General features: G+C 28.5%; 15 protein-coding genes. 13 read left to right on the top strand and 2 right to left on the bottom strand.

Annotation, left to right across the window (positions count from 1 at the left end):
- Nucleotides 1-56: 56 nt before the first annotated feature.
- The 6 genes from T434_RS07540 to T434_RS07545 are packed head-to-tail and all read left to right on the top strand — an operon-like array spanning nucleotide 57 to nucleotide 7951.
- Complete coding sequence (locus T434_RS07540) at nucleotides 57-1166, top strand: hypothetical protein (RefSeq protein WP_162150749.1); 1110 nt, start codon at nucleotides 57-59, stop codon at nucleotides 1164-1166.
- Between the two features lie 8 nt (nucleotides 1167-1174).
- Complete coding sequence (locus tag T434_RS0104945) at nucleotides 1175-3778, top strand: glycoside hydrolase family 10-like protein (protein ID WP_162150750.1); 2604 nt, start codon at nucleotides 1175-1177, stop codon at nucleotides 3776-3778.
- Between the two features lie 55 nt (nucleotides 3779-3833).
- The gene (locus tag T434_RS0104950; RefSeq protein ID WP_026400152.1) at nucleotides 3834-4328 is read left to right on the top strand and encodes a ComEA family DNA-binding protein; all 495 of its coding nucleotides are present in this window, start codon (nucleotides 3834-3836) and stop codon (nucleotides 4326-4328) included.
- The gene (locus T434_RS0104955) at nucleotides 4297-6279 is read left to right on the top strand and encodes a ComEC/Rec2 family competence protein (protein ID WP_026400153.1); all 1983 of its coding nucleotides are present in this window, start codon (nucleotides 4297-4299) and stop codon (nucleotides 6277-6279) included. The genes T434_RS0104950 and T434_RS0104955 overlap by 32 nt, the downstream gene beginning before the upstream one ends.
- 50 nt (nucleotides 6280-6329) lie before the next feature.
- Nucleotides 6330-7274 (top strand): DNA polymerase III subunit delta, encoded by a 945-nt coding sequence (gene holA / locus T434_RS0104960; protein ID WP_162150751.1) that lies wholly within the window; start codon nucleotides 6330-6332, stop codon nucleotides 7272-7274.
- A complete protein-coding gene (locus tag T434_RS07545; protein ID WP_051614443.1) occupies nucleotides 7271-7951 on the top strand; it encodes a 3'-5' exonuclease in 681 nt (226 codons plus the stop codon). The genes holA and T434_RS07545 overlap by 4 nt, the downstream gene beginning before the upstream one ends.
- A 27-nt stretch (nucleotides 7952-7978) precedes the next feature.
- Here the strand turns inward: T434_RS07545 and rpsT are convergent, their stop codons facing one another.
- Complete coding sequence (rpsT, locus tag T434_RS0104970; protein ID WP_026400155.1) at nucleotides 7979-8239, bottom strand: 30S ribosomal protein S20; 261 nt, start codon at nucleotides 8237-8239, stop codon at nucleotides 7979-7981.
- Nucleotides 8240-8343: 104 nt separating this feature from the next.
- On the opposite strand from rpsT, the gene pgsA reads away from it, so the two are divergent.
- The 4 genes from pgsA (at nucleotide 8344) to T434_RS0104990 (ending at nucleotide 13828) form a co-directional block, all read left to right on the top strand.
- Nucleotides 8344-8931 (top strand): CDP-diacylglycerol--glycerol-3-phosphate 3-phosphatidyltransferase, encoded by a 588-nt coding sequence (gene pgsA, locus T434_RS0104975; protein WP_026400156.1) that lies wholly within the window; start codon nucleotides 8344-8346, stop codon nucleotides 8929-8931.
- 53 nt (nucleotides 8932-8984) lie between these two features.
- Nucleotides 8985-9980 carry a recombinase RecA gene (gene recA / locus T434_RS0104980; protein WP_026400157.1) on the top strand — a complete coding sequence of 332 codons (996 nt, stop codon included), beginning with the start codon at nucleotides 8985-8987 and terminating at the stop codon, nucleotides 9978-9980.
- A gap of 112 nt (nucleotides 9981-10092) precedes the next feature.
- A complete protein-coding gene (locus T434_RS0104985) occupies nucleotides 10093-11826 on the top strand; it encodes an ABC transporter ATP-binding protein (RefSeq protein ID WP_026400158.1) in 1734 nt (577 codons plus the stop codon).
- A gap of 7 nt (nucleotides 11827-11833) precedes the next feature.
- Entirely contained in the window at nucleotides 11834-13828 is a 1995-nt protein-coding gene (locus T434_RS0104990; RefSeq protein WP_026400159.1) for an ABC transporter ATP-binding protein, read from the top strand.
- A gap of 43 nt (nucleotides 13829-13871) precedes the next feature.
- On the opposite strand, the gene T434_RS0104995 is transcribed toward T434_RS0104990, so the two are convergent.
- Complete coding sequence (locus T434_RS0104995; RefSeq protein ID WP_026400160.1) at nucleotides 13872-14513, bottom strand: hypothetical protein; 642 nt, start codon at nucleotides 14511-14513, stop codon at nucleotides 13872-13874.
- Nucleotides 14514-14705: 192 nt separating this feature from the next.
- On the opposite strand from T434_RS0104995, the gene rny reads away from it, so the two are divergent.
- From rny to T434_RS0105010, 3 genes are all read left to right on the top strand, one after another.
- The gene (gene rny, locus T434_RS0105000; RefSeq protein ID WP_051614445.1) at nucleotides 14706-16298 is read left to right on the top strand and encodes a ribonuclease Y; all 1593 of its coding nucleotides are present in this window, start codon (nucleotides 14706-14708) and stop codon (nucleotides 16296-16298) included.
- A 73-nt stretch (nucleotides 16299-16371) separates the two neighbouring features.
- On the top strand, nucleotides 16372-17127 hold the full coding sequence (locus T434_RS0105005) for a TIGR00282 family metallophosphoesterase (protein WP_026400162.1): 756 nt from the start codon (nucleotides 16372-16374) through the stop codon (nucleotides 17125-17127).
- A 104-nt stretch (nucleotides 17128-17231) separates the two neighbouring features.
- Nucleotides 17232-19049 carry a hypothetical protein gene (locus T434_RS0105010; protein WP_026400163.1) on the top strand — a complete coding sequence of 606 codons (1818 nt, stop codon included), beginning with the start codon at nucleotides 17232-17234 and terminating at the stop codon, nucleotides 19047-19049.
- Nucleotides 19050-19073 lie beyond the last annotated feature (24 nt).

Here is a 19073-nt window from a genome sequence, read left to right on the forward strand (position 1 = left end):
TTTAGGTAAGGTGCTAAGACTATTTAGCACCTTACACTTGTTTATTTGGGAGAATAATGTTATTTAAAATTGCAGATTTAATTGTTCAAATGAATCCTATATATGAACCCCTTAAAACTCAAAGTAAAAAATATTTGATTGAAGGGGATTTTCATGTTGATATCGATATTCCTGATTTGACTCAATATATTCATAAATATCAATATGAAAATCCTCATTTATCAATTGGTGAATGTGAGTATTTAATTACAGGTGCTTACTTTTATTCAAAACTTATTGAGCATGATGGTATTTTAATACATGCTTCAGCTGTTGTTTATCAAAATAAGGCATATTTATTTTCAGCACCATCAGGTACAGGAAAATCAACACATACAAATCTTTGGGTAAAATACTTAGAAGCATTTGTGTTAAATGATGATAAACCTGCAATTCGAATTAAAGATAGCGACTTTATTGTGTATGGAACACCTTTTACAGGTAAAGAAGATTTAGGAGTTAATGATAAATATCCATTAGGCAATATTATTTTTATCGAACAATCCAAACAAAATTGGATTAAAGAATTAAGTAAAAAAGATAGCATTAAAAACATATATCGTGAAACAGTAAGACCACATAACGAAATTAAAGTTGACTGTGTTTTAAATTTTATAGAAAAACTCATTGAAAAGGTGAAAATATATCAATTTGGAGCAAATATAAGTAAAGAAGCGGTATATACGGCTTTGCATGGATTAGGGTTAATTGGATCAATTGAGTATATTTTAGAAACGAAAGGGTACATAGTTACCAATGTTTATGGGAAAAGTATGTTACCTTTATTAAAAGAAAATGAGAATCAAACCTTAATTATAAAAACAAACCAATTTAATTTATATGATGTGGTATTATTTAAAAGTAAAGATAAATTGGTTTTACATCGGATTATTAAAAAAAAGAATGACTTTTTTTATATCACAGGTGATAATCAATATCGATTAGAAAAAGTACATCAATCAAAAATATTGGGTGTTATGATTGCTTATTATAAAAATGATTTAAAGATTGATGTAAGTGATAAAGCATATCAAGCATATGTTAAAAAAATCATTCGAACAAGATTCATACGAATGATTAAAATAAAACTGAAGAATATATTTAAAAATATATTCAAGAAAGGATGAAGATGTCAATGATGAAAAGATTTTTATCAATCATGTTATTATTTGCAAGTTTAATTTTATTGACTTCTAATAGTACATATGGTTTAACTGTGACAAACGAAGTTGACAGTGAAGGACGAGAATTTAGAGCGGTTTGGGTATCAACAGTTACATCAGATATGCCGTATCGACCTAATGAAACAAGTTTTAAAAATCATATGAATGGTGTTTTTGCAGCGGTAGAATATTATAAATATAACGCAATCATTTTTCAAGTAAGACCTCATAATAATGCAAACTACAAATCTGAGATTAATCCGAAATCAGTTTATTTTGAAAATATTAATTTTGATGTTTTTGATCCATTTGAATGGGTAATTGAGGAAGCTCATAAACGTGGTATTGAAGTTCATGCATGGTTAAACCCATATCGTGTACAAGATAATCAGATTATTGGTTCATATCCACTCGAAAATCCTGCAAGTGATAGCAGTAACATACTTAGTTATGATGGTAAAAAAATATTAAATCCAGGATTACCAAATGTTAGAGAGCATATTTTTGCAACAGTTGAAGAAATTTTATTAAATTATGATGTTGATGCTATTCATTTTGATGATTACTTTTATATTAATTTAGGTGCAAATGGTTCAATTTCAGGTACACCAAATATTTTATCTGAACTTGATCAAGCAACATTTATTCAATATGGAGCTGGATTTGATACTTCAAGTGCAGCAAGCAAAGCTAATTGGCGAAGAAAACAAGTCAATTTAATGGTAGAAGGCGTTCATAACGTAATTACAAACTATAACCAATCGAATGGTAAAAATGTTCAATTTGGTATTGCACCAACGGGTATATACAAAAATGGTAATGGTACAGTGACTTACGATACTAACGGTAACCCAATTACAACAGGTTCCCAAACTAGTGGACAAGAACACTATAATTCTTATTTATTTTCGGATAGCCTTGAATGGATTAAAAATGAATGGATTGACTATATATTACCTCAAACATATTGGTCAACAAATCATAGTGTAGCATCGTATTATAAAGTATTAAGTTGGTGGGATAAAGTTGTTAAGTATAAAAATGTCAACTTATATTCTGGAATAGGTGTATATTTTTCAGATGACAGTACGAATACATCAAGTTGGACTACAGATACTCAAGAATTTAATAATCAAATGACTTATTTAAGAAGTTTAGAAAATGTAAAAGGATTTAGTGTATTTAGTTATCAACATTTTAGAAAGGGTTATGTTAATTCATCAGATATTTCTGCACAACAAATTAATAATGCTAAACATCACTGGAATGAATATGCGATATTGCCTGAAATAAAGACAATGAACCCTATCATTCCTGATGCTGTTAAATTTATTAATCATGAAAATGGTATATTAACATTTGATGCTGTCGATAATGCTAAATTTTATTATATTTATCGTTCAACAACTGATCTTACATACAATCCATCAGAAATTATTGGTGTTGTTGGTGGTAATCAAGAAACATTTACATATCAAACGGGTGATTTAAGTAATTCTTATGTATACGGTGTTAGAGCATTATCTCATACAAACCATTTAGGTAGTCATGAATCTGATGATCTAGTTGAAGTTTTAGAAGGTGCATCTATAAGAAATGGCGATGAAACAACTCAACAAGGATTAAGATTCTATGCTCAAGTTAAAGACACGAATTTAGTTGAAGAACATGGATTTTATGTTGTATATGGAAATGCAACTAAATATCAACTACAACAAGCTATTAAAAATCCAGTAAATAATAAAATTATTTTAAATAATAAAGAAGTATTTAAGTCAACTGTTAATGGTTTAGATGAAAATAATATGTATAGTGTTGTCTTAATTAATATTCCAAATATTGGTTATGTAGATAAAATTACAGTATTTGCATATTATAAACACAATGGTTATGAAATCATTTCATCAACTAAAACAACAAGATCAATTGCTCATGTTGCCTTAAACATGGCCAGATTAAATGAATCAAACAATGCTTCAAATGCCATCTTAAACTATGTAAAAAACAATTATCATATTATTCAAGCAACACCAGATGGTTATTCAATCACGGGTAGTATTTATGAATTGAATCGATTAAATTTAAAAGAAGAGTTCATTAGTGATTGGAATCAAAAGTTTGGTAGTGGATTAACAAATAATATGACTGTATCAGAATTCCATACTCATATGAAAACGGGTTTAAGTGGTGCTGATAATCAAAACTACGATATTTCCAACGCTAATATTTATAAATTCTTTAATGACTCAAATTATCATGATAAATGGATTTGGTTAGTTAATTTATTAGATGAAATTGATACTACAACACATACGAGACGACAAGCAAAAGCTATTAAAGGTGATGGTAGAGTATTCGATTCATCGACAAATCAATATTTACAAACTTGGAATGTCATTCATATATCAAGTAGTTTGTATAATTTCTTTAATGCTACACATGAAGTTCAAAATTATACTGCAATTAATTTTTTAAATTCCAATCCTCAAAGCAAAACATTTTATGAAAAAGTAGCAATCCACAATCAATCGATTTATACAAAAAATATTGATGAACATATAATTCAATTAAAATAAAAAAAGTAAAACACCTCTTAAAAATCTATTATTAAATAGAAAGAGGTGTTTTTTTATGAAGTATCAAGTATTAAAGATTTCGTTTATTCTTTTTATACTTTTATGTATATATTTTTTTCCAAGACAACAAAATAAAAATTATTATGAATTAGACCAAGAAATTATAAGTGTTAAAATAGATGGTGCTGTTTTAAATCCTGGAATTTATCAAGTGAATAAAAGTGACCGATTAGGCTATTTAATACATCTTGCAGGAGGATTAAGAGAAGATGCTGATATTAGTTCAATTTCTTTTAATCAATATCTTACAAATAGTGAATATTATATAGAGTATATAAAATTTGAAAAAATAGAACCAATTATAAAATATGATTTGAATTCAATTAACTATGATACGCTTCTAACAATTCCATATATTACAGAATCAAGAGCATTAAACATTTTATTATATCGACAAGAAAAAAAGTTTGATAGTATTGATGAACTATTAAATGTAAAAGGTATTGGAGAGAAGACATTTGAAAAGATTAAAGGATATTTTAAAGTTTAGTCGTTGGCATATTGTTGCATATTTATTTATTCTATATTTACTTTCATTAAATCATATTATATTTATTGTTCCATGCATTGTAAGTTTTTGTAAGTTGAAAACAAAAATATCTAAAAGACTACTTTTAGGTATTTTATTTTTATTTACAATCCATTTTATTTATCAAAATTTTCCGAATAAAGAAATTCAAGGATTGTCTATAGTCGTTGAAAAAGATGATTTAAAATCTAAATATATTATTCAAAGAGGACTTAAAAAGTATGAATTATATACAAATGTTGTTCTTAATAGTGGGGATATAATTTATATATCTGAAAAAGTTATTTCATATGACAATCCAACAATACCCTTAGGTTTTAATTATAAAACTTATCAAAAAAGTCAAGGTGTCTTCGGAAAGATTTATACTTCTAATATAAATATAAAATATCAATCCAAATTATTTAAACTAAAAGATTTAAATTTTATATGGTTTAAATTTTTTAAAGATCAAAATCTATTTGAAGTGGGAAGTCTATCATATTTGTTTTCACTGTCAAGTATTCATTTAAATTTTTATATAATACTCATTCGAAAAGTGTTAATTCATTTTGACTTCAATGAAGAATTGAAAGACCTAATCATTTGTATATTGATGATTATTGCCTATATGATTGGATTAAGTTTTATTGTATACATTTATTTTCTAAATTATTTTTTATCATTTATTAATAAAAGATTTGATTTCGAGTGGAAGAATTTAGACATAAAATCACTAACATTGATTTTACTTTTTATAAGACACCCATATGTTATGTATCATTTAGGAACAATTCTTTACTTATTGATAAGTTTTTTTAGTGTACTCATGGATAAAGAATATAAAAAATATTTTTATATTATTTTTATTTTTTTAATAATACCTTTTTTAGCTTATTTTAATGGGAAAATATATCCGATTGAATTTTTGATTATTAGTATGTTCACATCGATTTTAAGGTATATACTCATTCCAATCATTACTTTAACAAGTTTATTTAAAAGTGAATTTTTACTTAATCAATTTGGTTCATTTTTTTATGATATATATATTAAAATACCAACTAAATTATTAGGTTTTTATTTTCCAAAACTTAATATTATATGGTTTACTTTTTATATTTTATTTATAATTTATGTTCTAGTAAGTAAAAATAAAAAGAGTTTATTTAAACGCAGTTTAAGTTTTTTATTTATTTTTATAATGTTTATTGGATATACATTGATACCGAAAAGCGATAAAGTTATTTTTTTAGATGTTGGTCAAGGTGATGGTGCTGTCATATTTAAAAATGAAAAAGTAATTGTTGTTGATGCATATCAAAATGTGAAATCATATTTAATGAGCAAATATATTTATGATATTGATTATCTCATTTTAACGCATAGTGATTATGATCATATTAAAGAAGCATATGATTTAATAGACTCATTTAACATTCATCTAATATTTTTAAGTTATTATGATAATTATGCGATAAAACATGATTGTATACAATATATTTATGAAGATTATTTACCATATATTGATGAGATTCATTTGGAATTTTTAGGACCACTTAGAAAATATGATAAGAAAAATAACAATTCAATTGTTTTTAAGATTAATGTAAACAATGAGTATTTTTTATTTACAGGTGATATTGAAAAAGAAGCAGAACGAGATTTAGTTTATAAATACCAAAATTATTTAAAAAGTGATATTTTAAAGTCGCCACATCATGGTTCAGATACATCTAGTTCTATAGAATTTATCTCGTATGTATCACCAAGTTATGTAGTTATTAGTGTTGGAAGAAAAAACCAACATAATTTACCAAGTCAAAAAGTGGTTGATATTTATAAAGTATCAGGAATTAAAATTTATTTAACAAGTAATGATGGAAGTATTGAATTTCAGGATAACAAAATTATGACCTTTCCACCTAGATAAGGTAGGTTTAAATTATGAACTTTGATATAATAGAATAAAGGATGATTGTCATGGAAAAAGTTTATTTACTTTTAGGGGAAAGTTCCTATTTAATTAAAGAAAGAATTGAAAAAATCAAAGAAGAATTTGGAAGAGATGAGTTAAATATCAATAAATTTGATGCTGAGGAAACACATTTAAATGATATTTTACTCGAACTACAAACATTGAGTTTTTTTAGTGATAAAAAATTAATCGTTGTTGAAAATGTTGAAGCATTTAATAAATATTCAGAACATGATTTAGAGTCTTTTATTCATTACATAAAAAATCCAAGTGATGATATCGTACTTATTTTAACGCTTCATGATTTTCCTAAAAGCGTTCATCTAAAAGATGCTTTAGAAAAATATACATATATTGAAACAATTAAAGATTTAGAAGAGAATGCTTTGCCATTATATCTTTATAAAATTTTTAGTAAAGACGGATATCAAATTGATAGTAAAACATTAAAAGCATTGATAGAGCGTGTTGGTGTTGATTTATTCTTATTAAATCAAGAAATTGAAAAACTAAAAACATATAAGTTACATGAAAAACGCATAACTATTGATGATATTTATCAACTTGTACCGCGAACACTTGAAGATAATATTTTTGTCTTTATGAAGGCATTTTTAAAAGAAGACACTAAAATGTATCTATCAATTTATGATGATTTAATTCAATCCAAAATACCTGTATTAACGATAATGAATCAACTATATAGTAATTTGAGTTTAATTCTTCAAATTCAATATTTAATTGAAGATGGGCATAAACAAGAAAGTATTCAAAACTTTTTAGGTTTATCAAGTGGCAGAACATATTATTTAATGAAAGATGCAAAAGAACAAAACAAAAAACAAATAGAAAGGATCATCAAAGACTTAGCAATCCTAGATTATGAAATCAAAACAGGTCAAAAAGAAGATAAATTAGGATTTGAGTTATTGTTGATGAAACGTGTATGAAAAGTTTAAATTATAAAAAAATATTTGTCTTTGATTTTGAAACAACAGGATTATCACCAATTAAAAATAAAGTGATTGAAGTTGGTGGTGTATTATTAGAGAAAAAAGATCAAGGGTATATAGTAACTAAAACGATGAATTATTTAGTTAACCCTAATGAACCCCTTGATCCTTTTATTACGAAATTAACAGGAATCACTAATGAAATGTTAATGATGGATGGAATTGATGAATCTGTATTATTTCATGAACTACATAATATCATTGATGATGATACTCTATTAGTAGCATACAACTTAGCATTTGATATTGGATTTTTAATTGCACTATATCAAAGACATTTAAGTAGAACATATATCATTAAAAATGATATTTTAGATTGTATGGCAGTTTATAAAGATCGTTATCCATATCCGCATAAATTGTCAAATGCAGTTGAGCATTTTAATTTGAATCATGGAAATGCTCATAGAGCAAGTGATGATGCTTTAGTAACATTCAAAGTTTTAGAATGTTTAGATGAAGAGAAGAGTAATCTAGATTTATATGTCAATGTTTTAGGTTACAATCCTAAATATCGCCCACCAGATACATCTTTTTTCAAAAAAGCAATCACATTAGTACCACAAGGAATGAATGGAAATAGAGAAATTGAACGCATTCGCTCATTAGAGTAAAAAAAAACACCTTATTAAGGGTGTTCATTATAAGGAGTTCACTAAACTTGCAAGCGCTGACTTATGTCTAGCTACAAAATTCTTGTGGAAAATACCTTTAGCTTGTCCTTTATCTAACTTCTTATATGCTAATGATAATGCTGATAATGCTTTTTCTTTATTGTTTTCTTTAACAGCTACTTCAACAGCTTTATGAGCAGTTTTGTAAGAAGATTTGAATGATGCATTTCTTAATTGACGTTTTTTGTTAGTAATGTTACGTTTGATTTGGGATTTAATGTTAGCCACAAACTTCACCTCCTAGATAACAACATTCATTTTATCAAAAGAGCCGTTAAAATGCAATCACAAATCACGAAATATGATAAAATAAAGAACATGGAGAGTAAAATATGACAACTGCAAATAAAATCACATTATTTAGATTCATAATGATTCCAATTATGGTCATCATTTTATATATCACACCATTAAAAAAAATCAATACAATATTTGATATGAGCCTTGCAACATTGTTGTTTGCAATACTATTTATCATTGCAAGTTTATCTGATTTTCTTGATGGATATATCGCTAGAAAATACAATCAAGTTACAACATTTGGAAAGTTTTTAGACCCAATTGCTGATAAGGTTTTAGTGTTTACAGCACTATTCTATTTATTAATTTTAAGCCAGGATAGAGTACCGCTTTGGACAGTCGTAGTTATTATGACAAGAGAATTTATGGTTACTGCAATTCGCTTATTAGCTGTTGAGAAAAATGAAGTTATTGCAGCTTCTAAATGGGGTAAGTATAAAACAGCAACAACAATGGTTGCAATTATCATTATGTTGTTTAATGATTTTGGATTGGCTCAAATCAATTCAAATTTAATTTGGATAGGTAATTCAATTTATTATCTAGCAGTATTTTTCACAGTATTCTCTGGATTAGATTATTTTATGAAAAATAAAAATGTTGTTCTTGAGAGTATATAAAAAAGTTTTTTTCATACAAATTTACTATTATATTATAGGAGGCAACAATTAATATGGATGATAAAAATAAACAACAAGCCCTAGAAGTTGCATTAAAACAAATTGAAAAACAATTTGGTAAAGGATCAATAATGAAACTTGGCGATGAAGTTGATCATTCAATTTCTGTGATTCCTACTGGGTCTATTGCACTTGATATTGCTTTAGGTATCGGTGGATATCCAAGAGGAAGAATTATTGAAATTTATGGTCCTGAATCAAGTGGTAAGACAACGTTAACTTTACATGCAATGGCTAGTGCTCAAAAACAGGGTGGAACAGTCGCATTTATTGACGCTGAACACGCACTAGACCCGACATATGCAAAAGCATTAGGTGTTGATTTAAATAATTTAATTCTTTCACAACCGGATACTGGTGAGCAAGCATTAGATATTGCAGAAGCTTTAATTAAAAGTGGAGCTATTGATATGATTGTTGTAGACTCGGTTGCAGCATTAGTTCCAGAAGCTGAAATTGCTGGTGACATGTCAGCTAATCATGTTGGTTTACAAGCTCGTATGATGAGCCAAGCTATGCGTAAATTATCAGGTGTAATTTCAAAATCTAATGTTGTAGCAATTTTCATTAACCAAATTCGTGAAAAAGTGGGTATCATGTTTGGTAACCCTGAAACTACACCAGGTGGTCGCGCACTTAAGTTCTTCTCATCAGTTCGTTTAGAAATTAGAAGATCTGAGCAATTAAAATCTGGATCAGATGTAACGGGTATTCGTTCAGCAGTAAAAGTTGTTAAATCTAAAGTAGCACCACCATTAAAAGTAGCTAATATTGATATCTTGTATGGTACAGGTATATCAAGAAGTGGTGAAATTTTAGATATTGCAGTTGAATTAGGTTTTGTTAATAAGAGTGGTGCATGGTTTAATATTGGTGATGAAAAATTAGGTCAAGGTCGTGATAATGCACGTCAATACTTAGAGTCAAAGCCAGAATTACTTGATGAACTTGAACAAAAGATTTTAGATCATTACAAAATTAAACTGTAAAAATTGTGTAATTCATTCGAAAATTGAAAAAAGGTATATATTTATATACCCTTTTTTTTTATTTCTACTATAATTGAATTAGAAGAACTGCATTGCATAGTCGAGGGATTATATGATAAACATTATTAAAAAAGTTGGGTGGTTTATTAAACAAGAATGGAAGAGCTATACATTTATGCTCTTTATGTTGTTATTTATGTCACTTTTATTATTAACACCTGCTTTTGTGTTAGGTAAGGCTATTGATATTATCGTGTCATCAAGTTTAACAGTTGCATTACTTGTTATTATTGTAGGATTATTAATACTTATTCCTTTATTGCGATATGCTACAAGTTTTATTTATAACTATACAGTCGCTAAAACAAGCCAAAAACTAGCATTTACATTTAGAAAAATATATTTAAAGAAACTTTTCCAAATGGATGCCGAATTTTATGAAAAGTATCAAAAAGGTGATTTGATATCTCGTGCAACCGGAGACTTAGACTTAATTACATCAGCTGCAACATCAATGCTTGAAGGTATTGTTTTTAATACCGGAATTATTGTGTTTGCTATTGGAATAATGGCATTTACTATTTCATGGAAATTAACGCTTATAGCGATTACAATTATGCCAATAGGTATTACAGTACTTAATTTTATACGTATGAAAAAACGTCAGTATGTTAAAAAACATCGCATCATTTATGCAAAGATGACTGAAAAAATATTAGAATCTGTAGAAGGACAACGCGTCATACGAGCTTATGTACAAGAAGACAATGATTTAAAAGATCAATACAAAGCAATTGATGCGGACATTAATTCATGGAGTTACATGATTAAATATGAAAATCAATTGACCCCACTTTTTGAATTGGTTTATGGTATTACATATATTTTATCTTTTGCTTTTGGTGCCTATTTCATCATGAATCAGGAAATGAGTTTAGGACAACTTATCACTTTTATTTCTTATGTTGGTATTTTGTATGGGCCGTTCATATCGATTTCTGGTGTGTTCCAACAAATTAACAATGCAACGGTAGCAATTGATAGATTTGATGAGATCATGAAAACTGAACCAACAGTTAAAGAAGAAATCAATGATGAAAAACTTATTACATTTAAGCAAATTGATTTTAGAAATGTAAGTTTCAAATATCCGTTTGATGAAACGTATACTTTAAAAGATATTAATTTAACGATTCATCATGGAGAAACACTTGGTGTAGTTGGTCCAACAGGCAGTGGGAAATCAACATTAATACGTCAGTTATTAAGAGAATTCAATGTGACTGATGGTGAAATTTATATTGATGGAAAAAATATTAGTAAATTTAAAATTAGAGATATTAGAAATTTAGTAGGTTATGTACCTCAATCACACATGTTATTTAGAAGAGGTGTGTATGATAATATCTTGATTGGTAATCCAGAAGCTTCATTTGAAGCAGTTGATAAAGCAATGCAAGTTGCAGATTTCAAAAAAGATTTGCCTTATCTTAACCAAGGTTTAGAAACAAAGGTTGGAGAAGGTGGTGCAACACTTTCAGGGGGACAAAAACAAAGACTATCAATTGCTCGTGCATTGGTTAGAGAACCTGAAATTTTAATTATGGATGATTCATTATCAGCTGTAGATGCAAATACTGAAGAAACAATTATTCATCAATTAAAACAATATCGTAAAAATAAAACAAATATTATTATTGCTCATCGTTTTTCTGCAATTCGTGATGCGAATCTCATTATAGTTATGGAAAATGGTCGAATTGTTGACAGAGGAACACATGAAGAATTAATATCACGAGATGGTTGGTATAAAGAGCAATACATCCAACAAATGAGCATGAAGTAGGTGCCTTATGAAACAAATAAAAAGAGTTTGGCGTTATATTCGCCGTTATAAAGGCAAATTATTTATTGTTATTACATGTATGTTAGTCGTACAATTTTTAGGATTATTAGCACCTTTACTTGTAAAAAGTATTTTAGATGATCAACTTGTTGGTATTATGAAACCATGGTATGAAACGACTAATAATGGTGTTTATTATAATGGTAAATACTATACACAAGAAGAAGAATCAAATGAAGTTTTAAGTATTGTCATATATGAAGGGAAATATTATGCTACATATGATTTTATTGAACAAGGTCAACAAACTATTAAAGGTGATAAATTAATTGTTGAATTGTTTGATGGATCAAAAGTAGAATACGACGTTACTTTACTTTCAAGCCAGGAAGTAAGAGCGTTTTATAATCCGTTTATTAAACCGGTTGTAATACTTATTATTTTATTATTTGTTCGATATGTATTACACATTTTATTCTTATTCATTCAACGTATGTCTACTGCATATATCACAGTTAATATTGTTAGGGATGCGAGAAAAGACGCAGTTGAATCTTTACAAAGAATGCCAATGACATATTTTGAAAGTGAACCAGCTGGTAAAATTGCCAATCGAATTATAACAGATGTTAATGGCATGATGAACCTATTCTCAACAATCTTAAACCTTCTACTTAATGCAAGTTTATCTGTTATATTTGCATATGTTGGAATGTTTTATCTTGATGCGACATTAGCATTGTGGACATTTGTTTTATTCCCATTAGTTTATGTATGGTTAAAATATTTTGTTTATCATTTGAATTTAATTGCTCAAAGAGTTTCTGAATCTGCAAGTATGATTACAGCGAAATTAAACGAAATTATTAATGGTATTCATGTTTTACAAATTTTTAATTACCAAGAACAAACTGAAAAGGAATTTAGTTATGTAAATGATGAATATCGTAAAGAACAATTGAAAGAAACGAGACTCCACTTAACATTAGGATGGAATATGATTCGTTTAGTTGGTTTATTAGTCACAGCATTTATTATTTTATATTTTGGTATACAAAGGTTAACAGTTGCTGGTTTTGTTGTCACAGCAGGAACAATTTATGCTTATAATGATTATTTATCTAGACTTGTCGAACCACTACAAACTTTATTCAGAGAAATTGGTAATCTTCAAATGGCATTAGTTAGAACAGATAGAATTTTTACGATTATTGATGCTGAACAAGAAGATGATACTTTCACAAGTATTCCAAGATACAAAGGTAAAATTAAATTTGATAATGTATGGTTCTCATATAAAGAAGGAAATCCTGTTTTAAAAGGAATTAACCTAGATATAGAACCAAATCAAATGATTGGTGTTGTTGGACATACTGGTAGTGGTAAATCAACAATGATGAGTTTATTATTAAGATTTTATGATTTTAAAGTAAGTGATGTTGGTAATATTTATGTTGATGATATGGATATTCAAAACATCCCGAAACGCACCTACCGACAACATATTGGTATCATTACACAAGATCCAATGATTTATACCGGAACTATCGCAAGTAATGTTGCATTTGGACATGAAGCAACAGACGAAGAGATTGAACGTGTATTAAGAGAAATCGGTGGTGGACCAATGATTGATAAATTACCAAACGGTATTCATACAGAAATTTTACGTGGTGGTGGTAACTTATCGGTTGGTGAAAAGCAATTAATTTCATTTGCAAGAGCAGTAATTCATAATCCATCAATTTTAATTATGGATGAAGCAACAGCAAATATTGATACTGAAACAGAAGTATTGATTCAAAACGCTTTAAATAAGGTTAAAGAAGGTAGAACAACTATTGTCATCGCACACCGTTTATCAACAATTAAACATGCACATAAGATTGTTGTTCTTGAAAATGGTATTAAAGTTGAGGAAGGTACACATGATGAACTTATTGAGCATAATCAACAATATGCTGCAATATATCGTTCTCAAATGCGTTCTGTAAATGTATAATAAAAAAATGCTTAACGTTTTTGTTAAGCATTTTAATTATAGTTTACTTATTTTGATTATCAACGATAACGGATGGCGTCAATCCATATAAATCTGTTGAAAAGTAATGTGTAATTGATTTAACTTGTTCTAATGCAATAGGTGTTTGGTATGAAACTTTAACATATAAATGAGGTTGATGAACTGTAACAAACCATAATGGAGATTTTGGTAAACGCTCTTTAAAATCGAGTGAAATGTTAGAACTAAAATTATTTGTTGGATATAAAGATCTAGGTTGTGATTTAGCATTCATCCATTTTGTTGAAAGAATCATTGTAATCTGAACGTTTTCGATAAGATGATCTGTTTTATCAACAACTTTGGCTTTGAATGTGTAATATCCAGGGTTTTCATATTGTGGTTGCTTGATTTCAACAAGCTTAATTTGAATGATGAGATCGTTAGTTTCTAAATTAATAATCTCATGATTTGTTTCATCTTCAATTGTGATATACGTTTTTTCAAATGATGAGATTTTTTCACCATCAAACTCAACTTCATTATATCTAATATAATTTCCTAAATATAATGCTGTAACATATGCTACAGGTAATGTAATTAATAGAAGTGCTAACCCAATTTTCACACGATATTTAAGTAACCATGATTTAAAATTTGATTGTTTTTTAACCTTGTTTGCCATTGTTAACTCCTTATTAGTGTCCTTAAAAATTATTATACTATATATTTTATAAATTGATATATAAGAGTTTAAAATTTAATTGACTAAATTACGTAAAGTCGTTATAATTAAAGGTGTACTTTAAAGTGGAAAGTACAGTCTAAATGAATATTCAAAATATTTAAAAATTATATTTATCATGGAGGTAAAGGTATGTTTAACATATTATTCAATGTAGATGTACCTGCATTAATTACCTTCATTTTGCTAATCGTCGTCGGGATATTAATGGGTGCATATATCGGTTATATGGTTCGAGTTGCACATCATGAAAAAAGTTTGAAAGCTTCTAGAGAAGAAGCAGCCCGAATCATTGAAGACGGAAAAAAAGAAGCTGAGAAAATTAAAAGAGAGCAAGTTTTCGAAGCTAAACAAGAAATTTTAGCGTTACGTAAAGAATTTGATAATGATGTCAGAGAAAGACGCCAAGTCGTACTCACTCTTGAAGAAAAGGTAACTCAAAGAGAAAATGCCTTAAATAATCGTTCACAATATTTAGACAAGCGTGAAGAAAGCTTGGATTTAAAAGAACAAAAACTTGACGAACGTAAAGAACAGCTTGATGGATTATATAGCAAAGTGGAAGAATTAGTGAAGGAACAAGAAGAAAAGCTTGTCTTTATTGCTGGATTAACTAAAGAACAAGCAAAAGACCTCATAATGGCTCAAGTAAAAGATTCTATTTCTCAAGAAATTGCTCAATTTATTCGAGATGAAGAAGAACAAGCCAAAGCGGTCGTACAACAAAAGAGTAAAGAATTACTCGCATTAGCGATGCAAAAATTTGCATCTGAAACAACATCAGAACGTACAGTATCTGTTGTTGAAATTCCAAATGAAGAGATGAAAGGTCGAATCATTGGTAAAGAAGGAAGAAATATTAGAACTCTTGAAGCTCTCACAGGGGTAGATTTAATTATAGATGATACACCTGAAGCGGTTGTATTATCTGGTTTTGATCCAGTTAGAAGAGAAATTGCTAAAAGAGCATTAACGATTTTAGTTCAAGATGGAAGAATTCATCCAGGTAGAATTGAAGAAGTTGTAGAACGTGCTCGATTAGAAATTGATATGTTTATTCGTGAAGCTGGTGAAGAAGCAGTATTTAAAACAGCTATCGGACGTGTTCATCCTGATTTAATTAAACTCTTAGGTAGAATGAGTTTTAGAACATCTTATGGTCAAAATGCATTAAAGCACTCAATTGAAGTTGCATTCTTGGCTGGTAAATTAGCAGCTGAAATTGGTGAAGATGAAATTCTTGCTCGTCGAGCAGGTTTATTCCATGATATTGGTAAAGCTGTTGACCATGAAATTGAAGGTTCTCACGTTGAAATTGGTGTTGATATCGTTCGACGTTATAAAGAACCTAAAGAAGTTATTGATGCAATCGCATCTCACCATGGTGATAAAGAACCAGAAACAATCATTGCAGTATTAGTAGCTGCCGCAGATGCATTATCAGCAGCAAGACCTGGTGCTCGCAGTGAATCAATGGATCAATACATGAAACGCTTAACTCAACTTGAAGAAATCTCAAATGAAGTTGAAGGTGTTGAAAAATCTTATGCAATTCAAGCAGGTAGAGAAGTACGTGTTATAGTACAACCTGAAAAAATTGATGATCTCGGAATCATCTCTGTTGCTCGCACAATTAAAGAAAAAATCGAAGAGACAATGACTTATCCGGGGACAATTAAAGTAACAGTTATTAGAGAAAAACGTGCAACAGAAGTTGCTAAATAATTTAAAATATAATATTAAGGCGTTTATAGTAGTTTTAAACTATAAAACGCCTTTTTTCATATATAATATAGATATGAAAATATTATTTATAGGCGATATATACGGTAAGCCTGGCGTCGATTATGTTTTAGAAAAAATTGATTTTCTAAGAAAAACATATCATCCTAACTTAATAGTAGCTAATGCTGAAAATGCAAAAGATGGAAGGGGATTAACTAAAAATATTTATAAGCAGTTAATGAAAGCTGGCGTTAGTTTACTCACAATGGGTAATCATACATGGAAAAACAAAGAATTAGAAACATTCATTGATGAGGCAAATATCATTAGACCAATCAATGATGGATCTAATAAAGGAGTTGGTTATAAAGTTATCCAATACAATGATAAAAAAATATTATTTATCAATGCATTAGGTAAAGCTTATATGAATGAAGTTTATGATTCTCCTTTCTTAATGGTTAAAGAAATATTAGATAAAGAAACATATGATTACTCTTTTTTAGATTTTCATGCTGAAGCATCAGCAGAAAAAGTTGCGATGGGGCATTTCTTAGATGGGAAACTCGATTGTTTAGTAGGAACACATACACATGTTCAAACCAATGATAATCGAATACTTCCTAAAGGATTAATGTATATTACAGATGTAGGTATGACAGGACCACTTAATGGTGTAATTGGTGTTGAAAAAGACATCATTATTAATAAATTTGTTTATGGTGAATCAAAACCGAATGAAGTAGCTTCTGGGCCAAGACAACTCAATGCTGTTTTAGTAAGTTTTGTACCCAAACGAGAAATTATAAAGATTCATTTAGAGGAATAATGAATCATGAAAATGTTTATATGGGGCAATAAACGTGTCTTCTAATAAAATTTTATTATATATATGATATAATAAGTAAAAGTAGTAAATGTGGAGGAAAGATTATGTTTGATAAAGATGGAAGTTTAAGAGTTAAAGGCCAACTATATAATGTTGGTAATCTATTGGACCATCTTATATTTGTTCCCGGTGATTATGTTGCAAACTTTCTTAAAAATATAGGATTAACTGTTCCACGCAAGTTAAGAATTAAAGTTTTAAAAACAGTATTAAAAAAACCAGTTGAACGTACAATTGAAGAAAGAAAATCATTAGCTGATGAAATGGGATATCGTTTGACTTGGTTTTCAAGATTTACTGATACACAGCTCGTCAATCTTTTAGAATGGTATAAAGATTCTAACTTGTCTAGAGAATACTTAATTGAATTTTGGAGAGAATTACTATCTTACTTTGTTGATAAAGGTGTTAGCGAAAACGATTTATTAACACTAATTAATGAAGCTTATAAAAACGCAGGTAAGACAGTATTTACTAAAGAATTTAATCAACAAATTAACCCAATTTTTTATGACTTAAACGGAGAAATTGATGGTGTGACTCAAGAAGAATTTAGACCAGTTGTTTATAAAGCATCAACCTTAACAGAATTAAGACAAATTGGTGATAAATATAATGCTTCAATTCCTAAACGTTTAAAGAAAAATGAATTATTAGAAGTTATAATTCAAAAATTACAAGAACGTGGTGAATATACTAAGGAATTAGAAGAAAAACTTAAAGGACAAAGTATTTTACTTCTTGAAAGATATGCAAAAGATAATGATATTAAAGTATCAACTGAATTAAAGAAAGAAGAAATTATTGAATTTATTCTTTCAAACGCTAAAGAAACTAAAGAAACATACTATGTACCAACATCTTCAGCGGTATATGAACCTACAACCGTATTTGAAGAAGAATTAGTTGCTGTAGAGGAACCTAAAGAAGATGTGAAAGAAGAACCTAAAAATGAGGTTAAAGTTGAAGAGGTAATTAAAGAAGTTGTCTATCAGCCACAAAGTGGTGTAGATTACTCACCATATTTTGAACGTATAGCTGCGGCATTAGAAACTTTATCAGTTTCATTCAATGAAAAAGATTTTAGTATAACAGTAAATAATCCAGTTGTTTCTCAAACTCAAACTACTAAGGATTTAGTCAAAAAAGATCCGAAAGTAGAAGTTAAAGTTGAAGAAAAAACTGAGGTTCAAAAAGCAACTAAAGTTAAACGCTCAATGCATAGAGGTTTATTAATTACTACAGCTATATTTGCAGCAATCTCAATGTTTGCAATGATTGCTAGTGCAATTTTAGTATTACCATTCTTTGATTTTTCGAATGATGTATTAACTACAATTCTTAAAACTATATTCTTCTTTGATGAAAATATTCAAGGTCAATTAGCTTCACAAGATATTTGGTTATTTGTAAGTGCATTTGGAATTTTAGCATTAGTCAATTTACTTGTATTTTTCAGATTTAAATCTAAATCAATTTCTCGTGTTGAAGCATTCTTCTTAGGACTTATTGAATTAGTAGCCGGTTTTGGTGTAACAGGTCTCTTTGGTATCATATCAGCATTCTCACGTGGGAAAGCAATTGAATCTAAAGAAGATGTAAGAATTGCAAAAGCAATCGAAAAATCTGATAGCCGTATAGAAAAGAAAGAAAAATCACGTCGTTTTAAAGTTGTTAAAGGATTATTAATCACATTATTAGTTTTAGTAATTGTAGCACTATTGGCTGTTCTTACTATATTACTTATTTGGAGATTAGACTTCACATACGGATATGAAAACATTCCAGTATTAGGTCCATGGTTACGTGATTCTATTATTAAACCTATCTTTGGTTCAGCACACGAAATCGTATCACACTAAAATTTATACAACAAAGGGGCTACT

The organism is Acholeplasma equifetale ATCC 29724 (assembly GCF_000687735.1).
GTDB classification, from domain to species: Bacteria; Bacillota_I; Bacilli_A; order Acholeplasmatales; family Acholeplasmataceae; genus Acholeplasma; species Acholeplasma equifetale.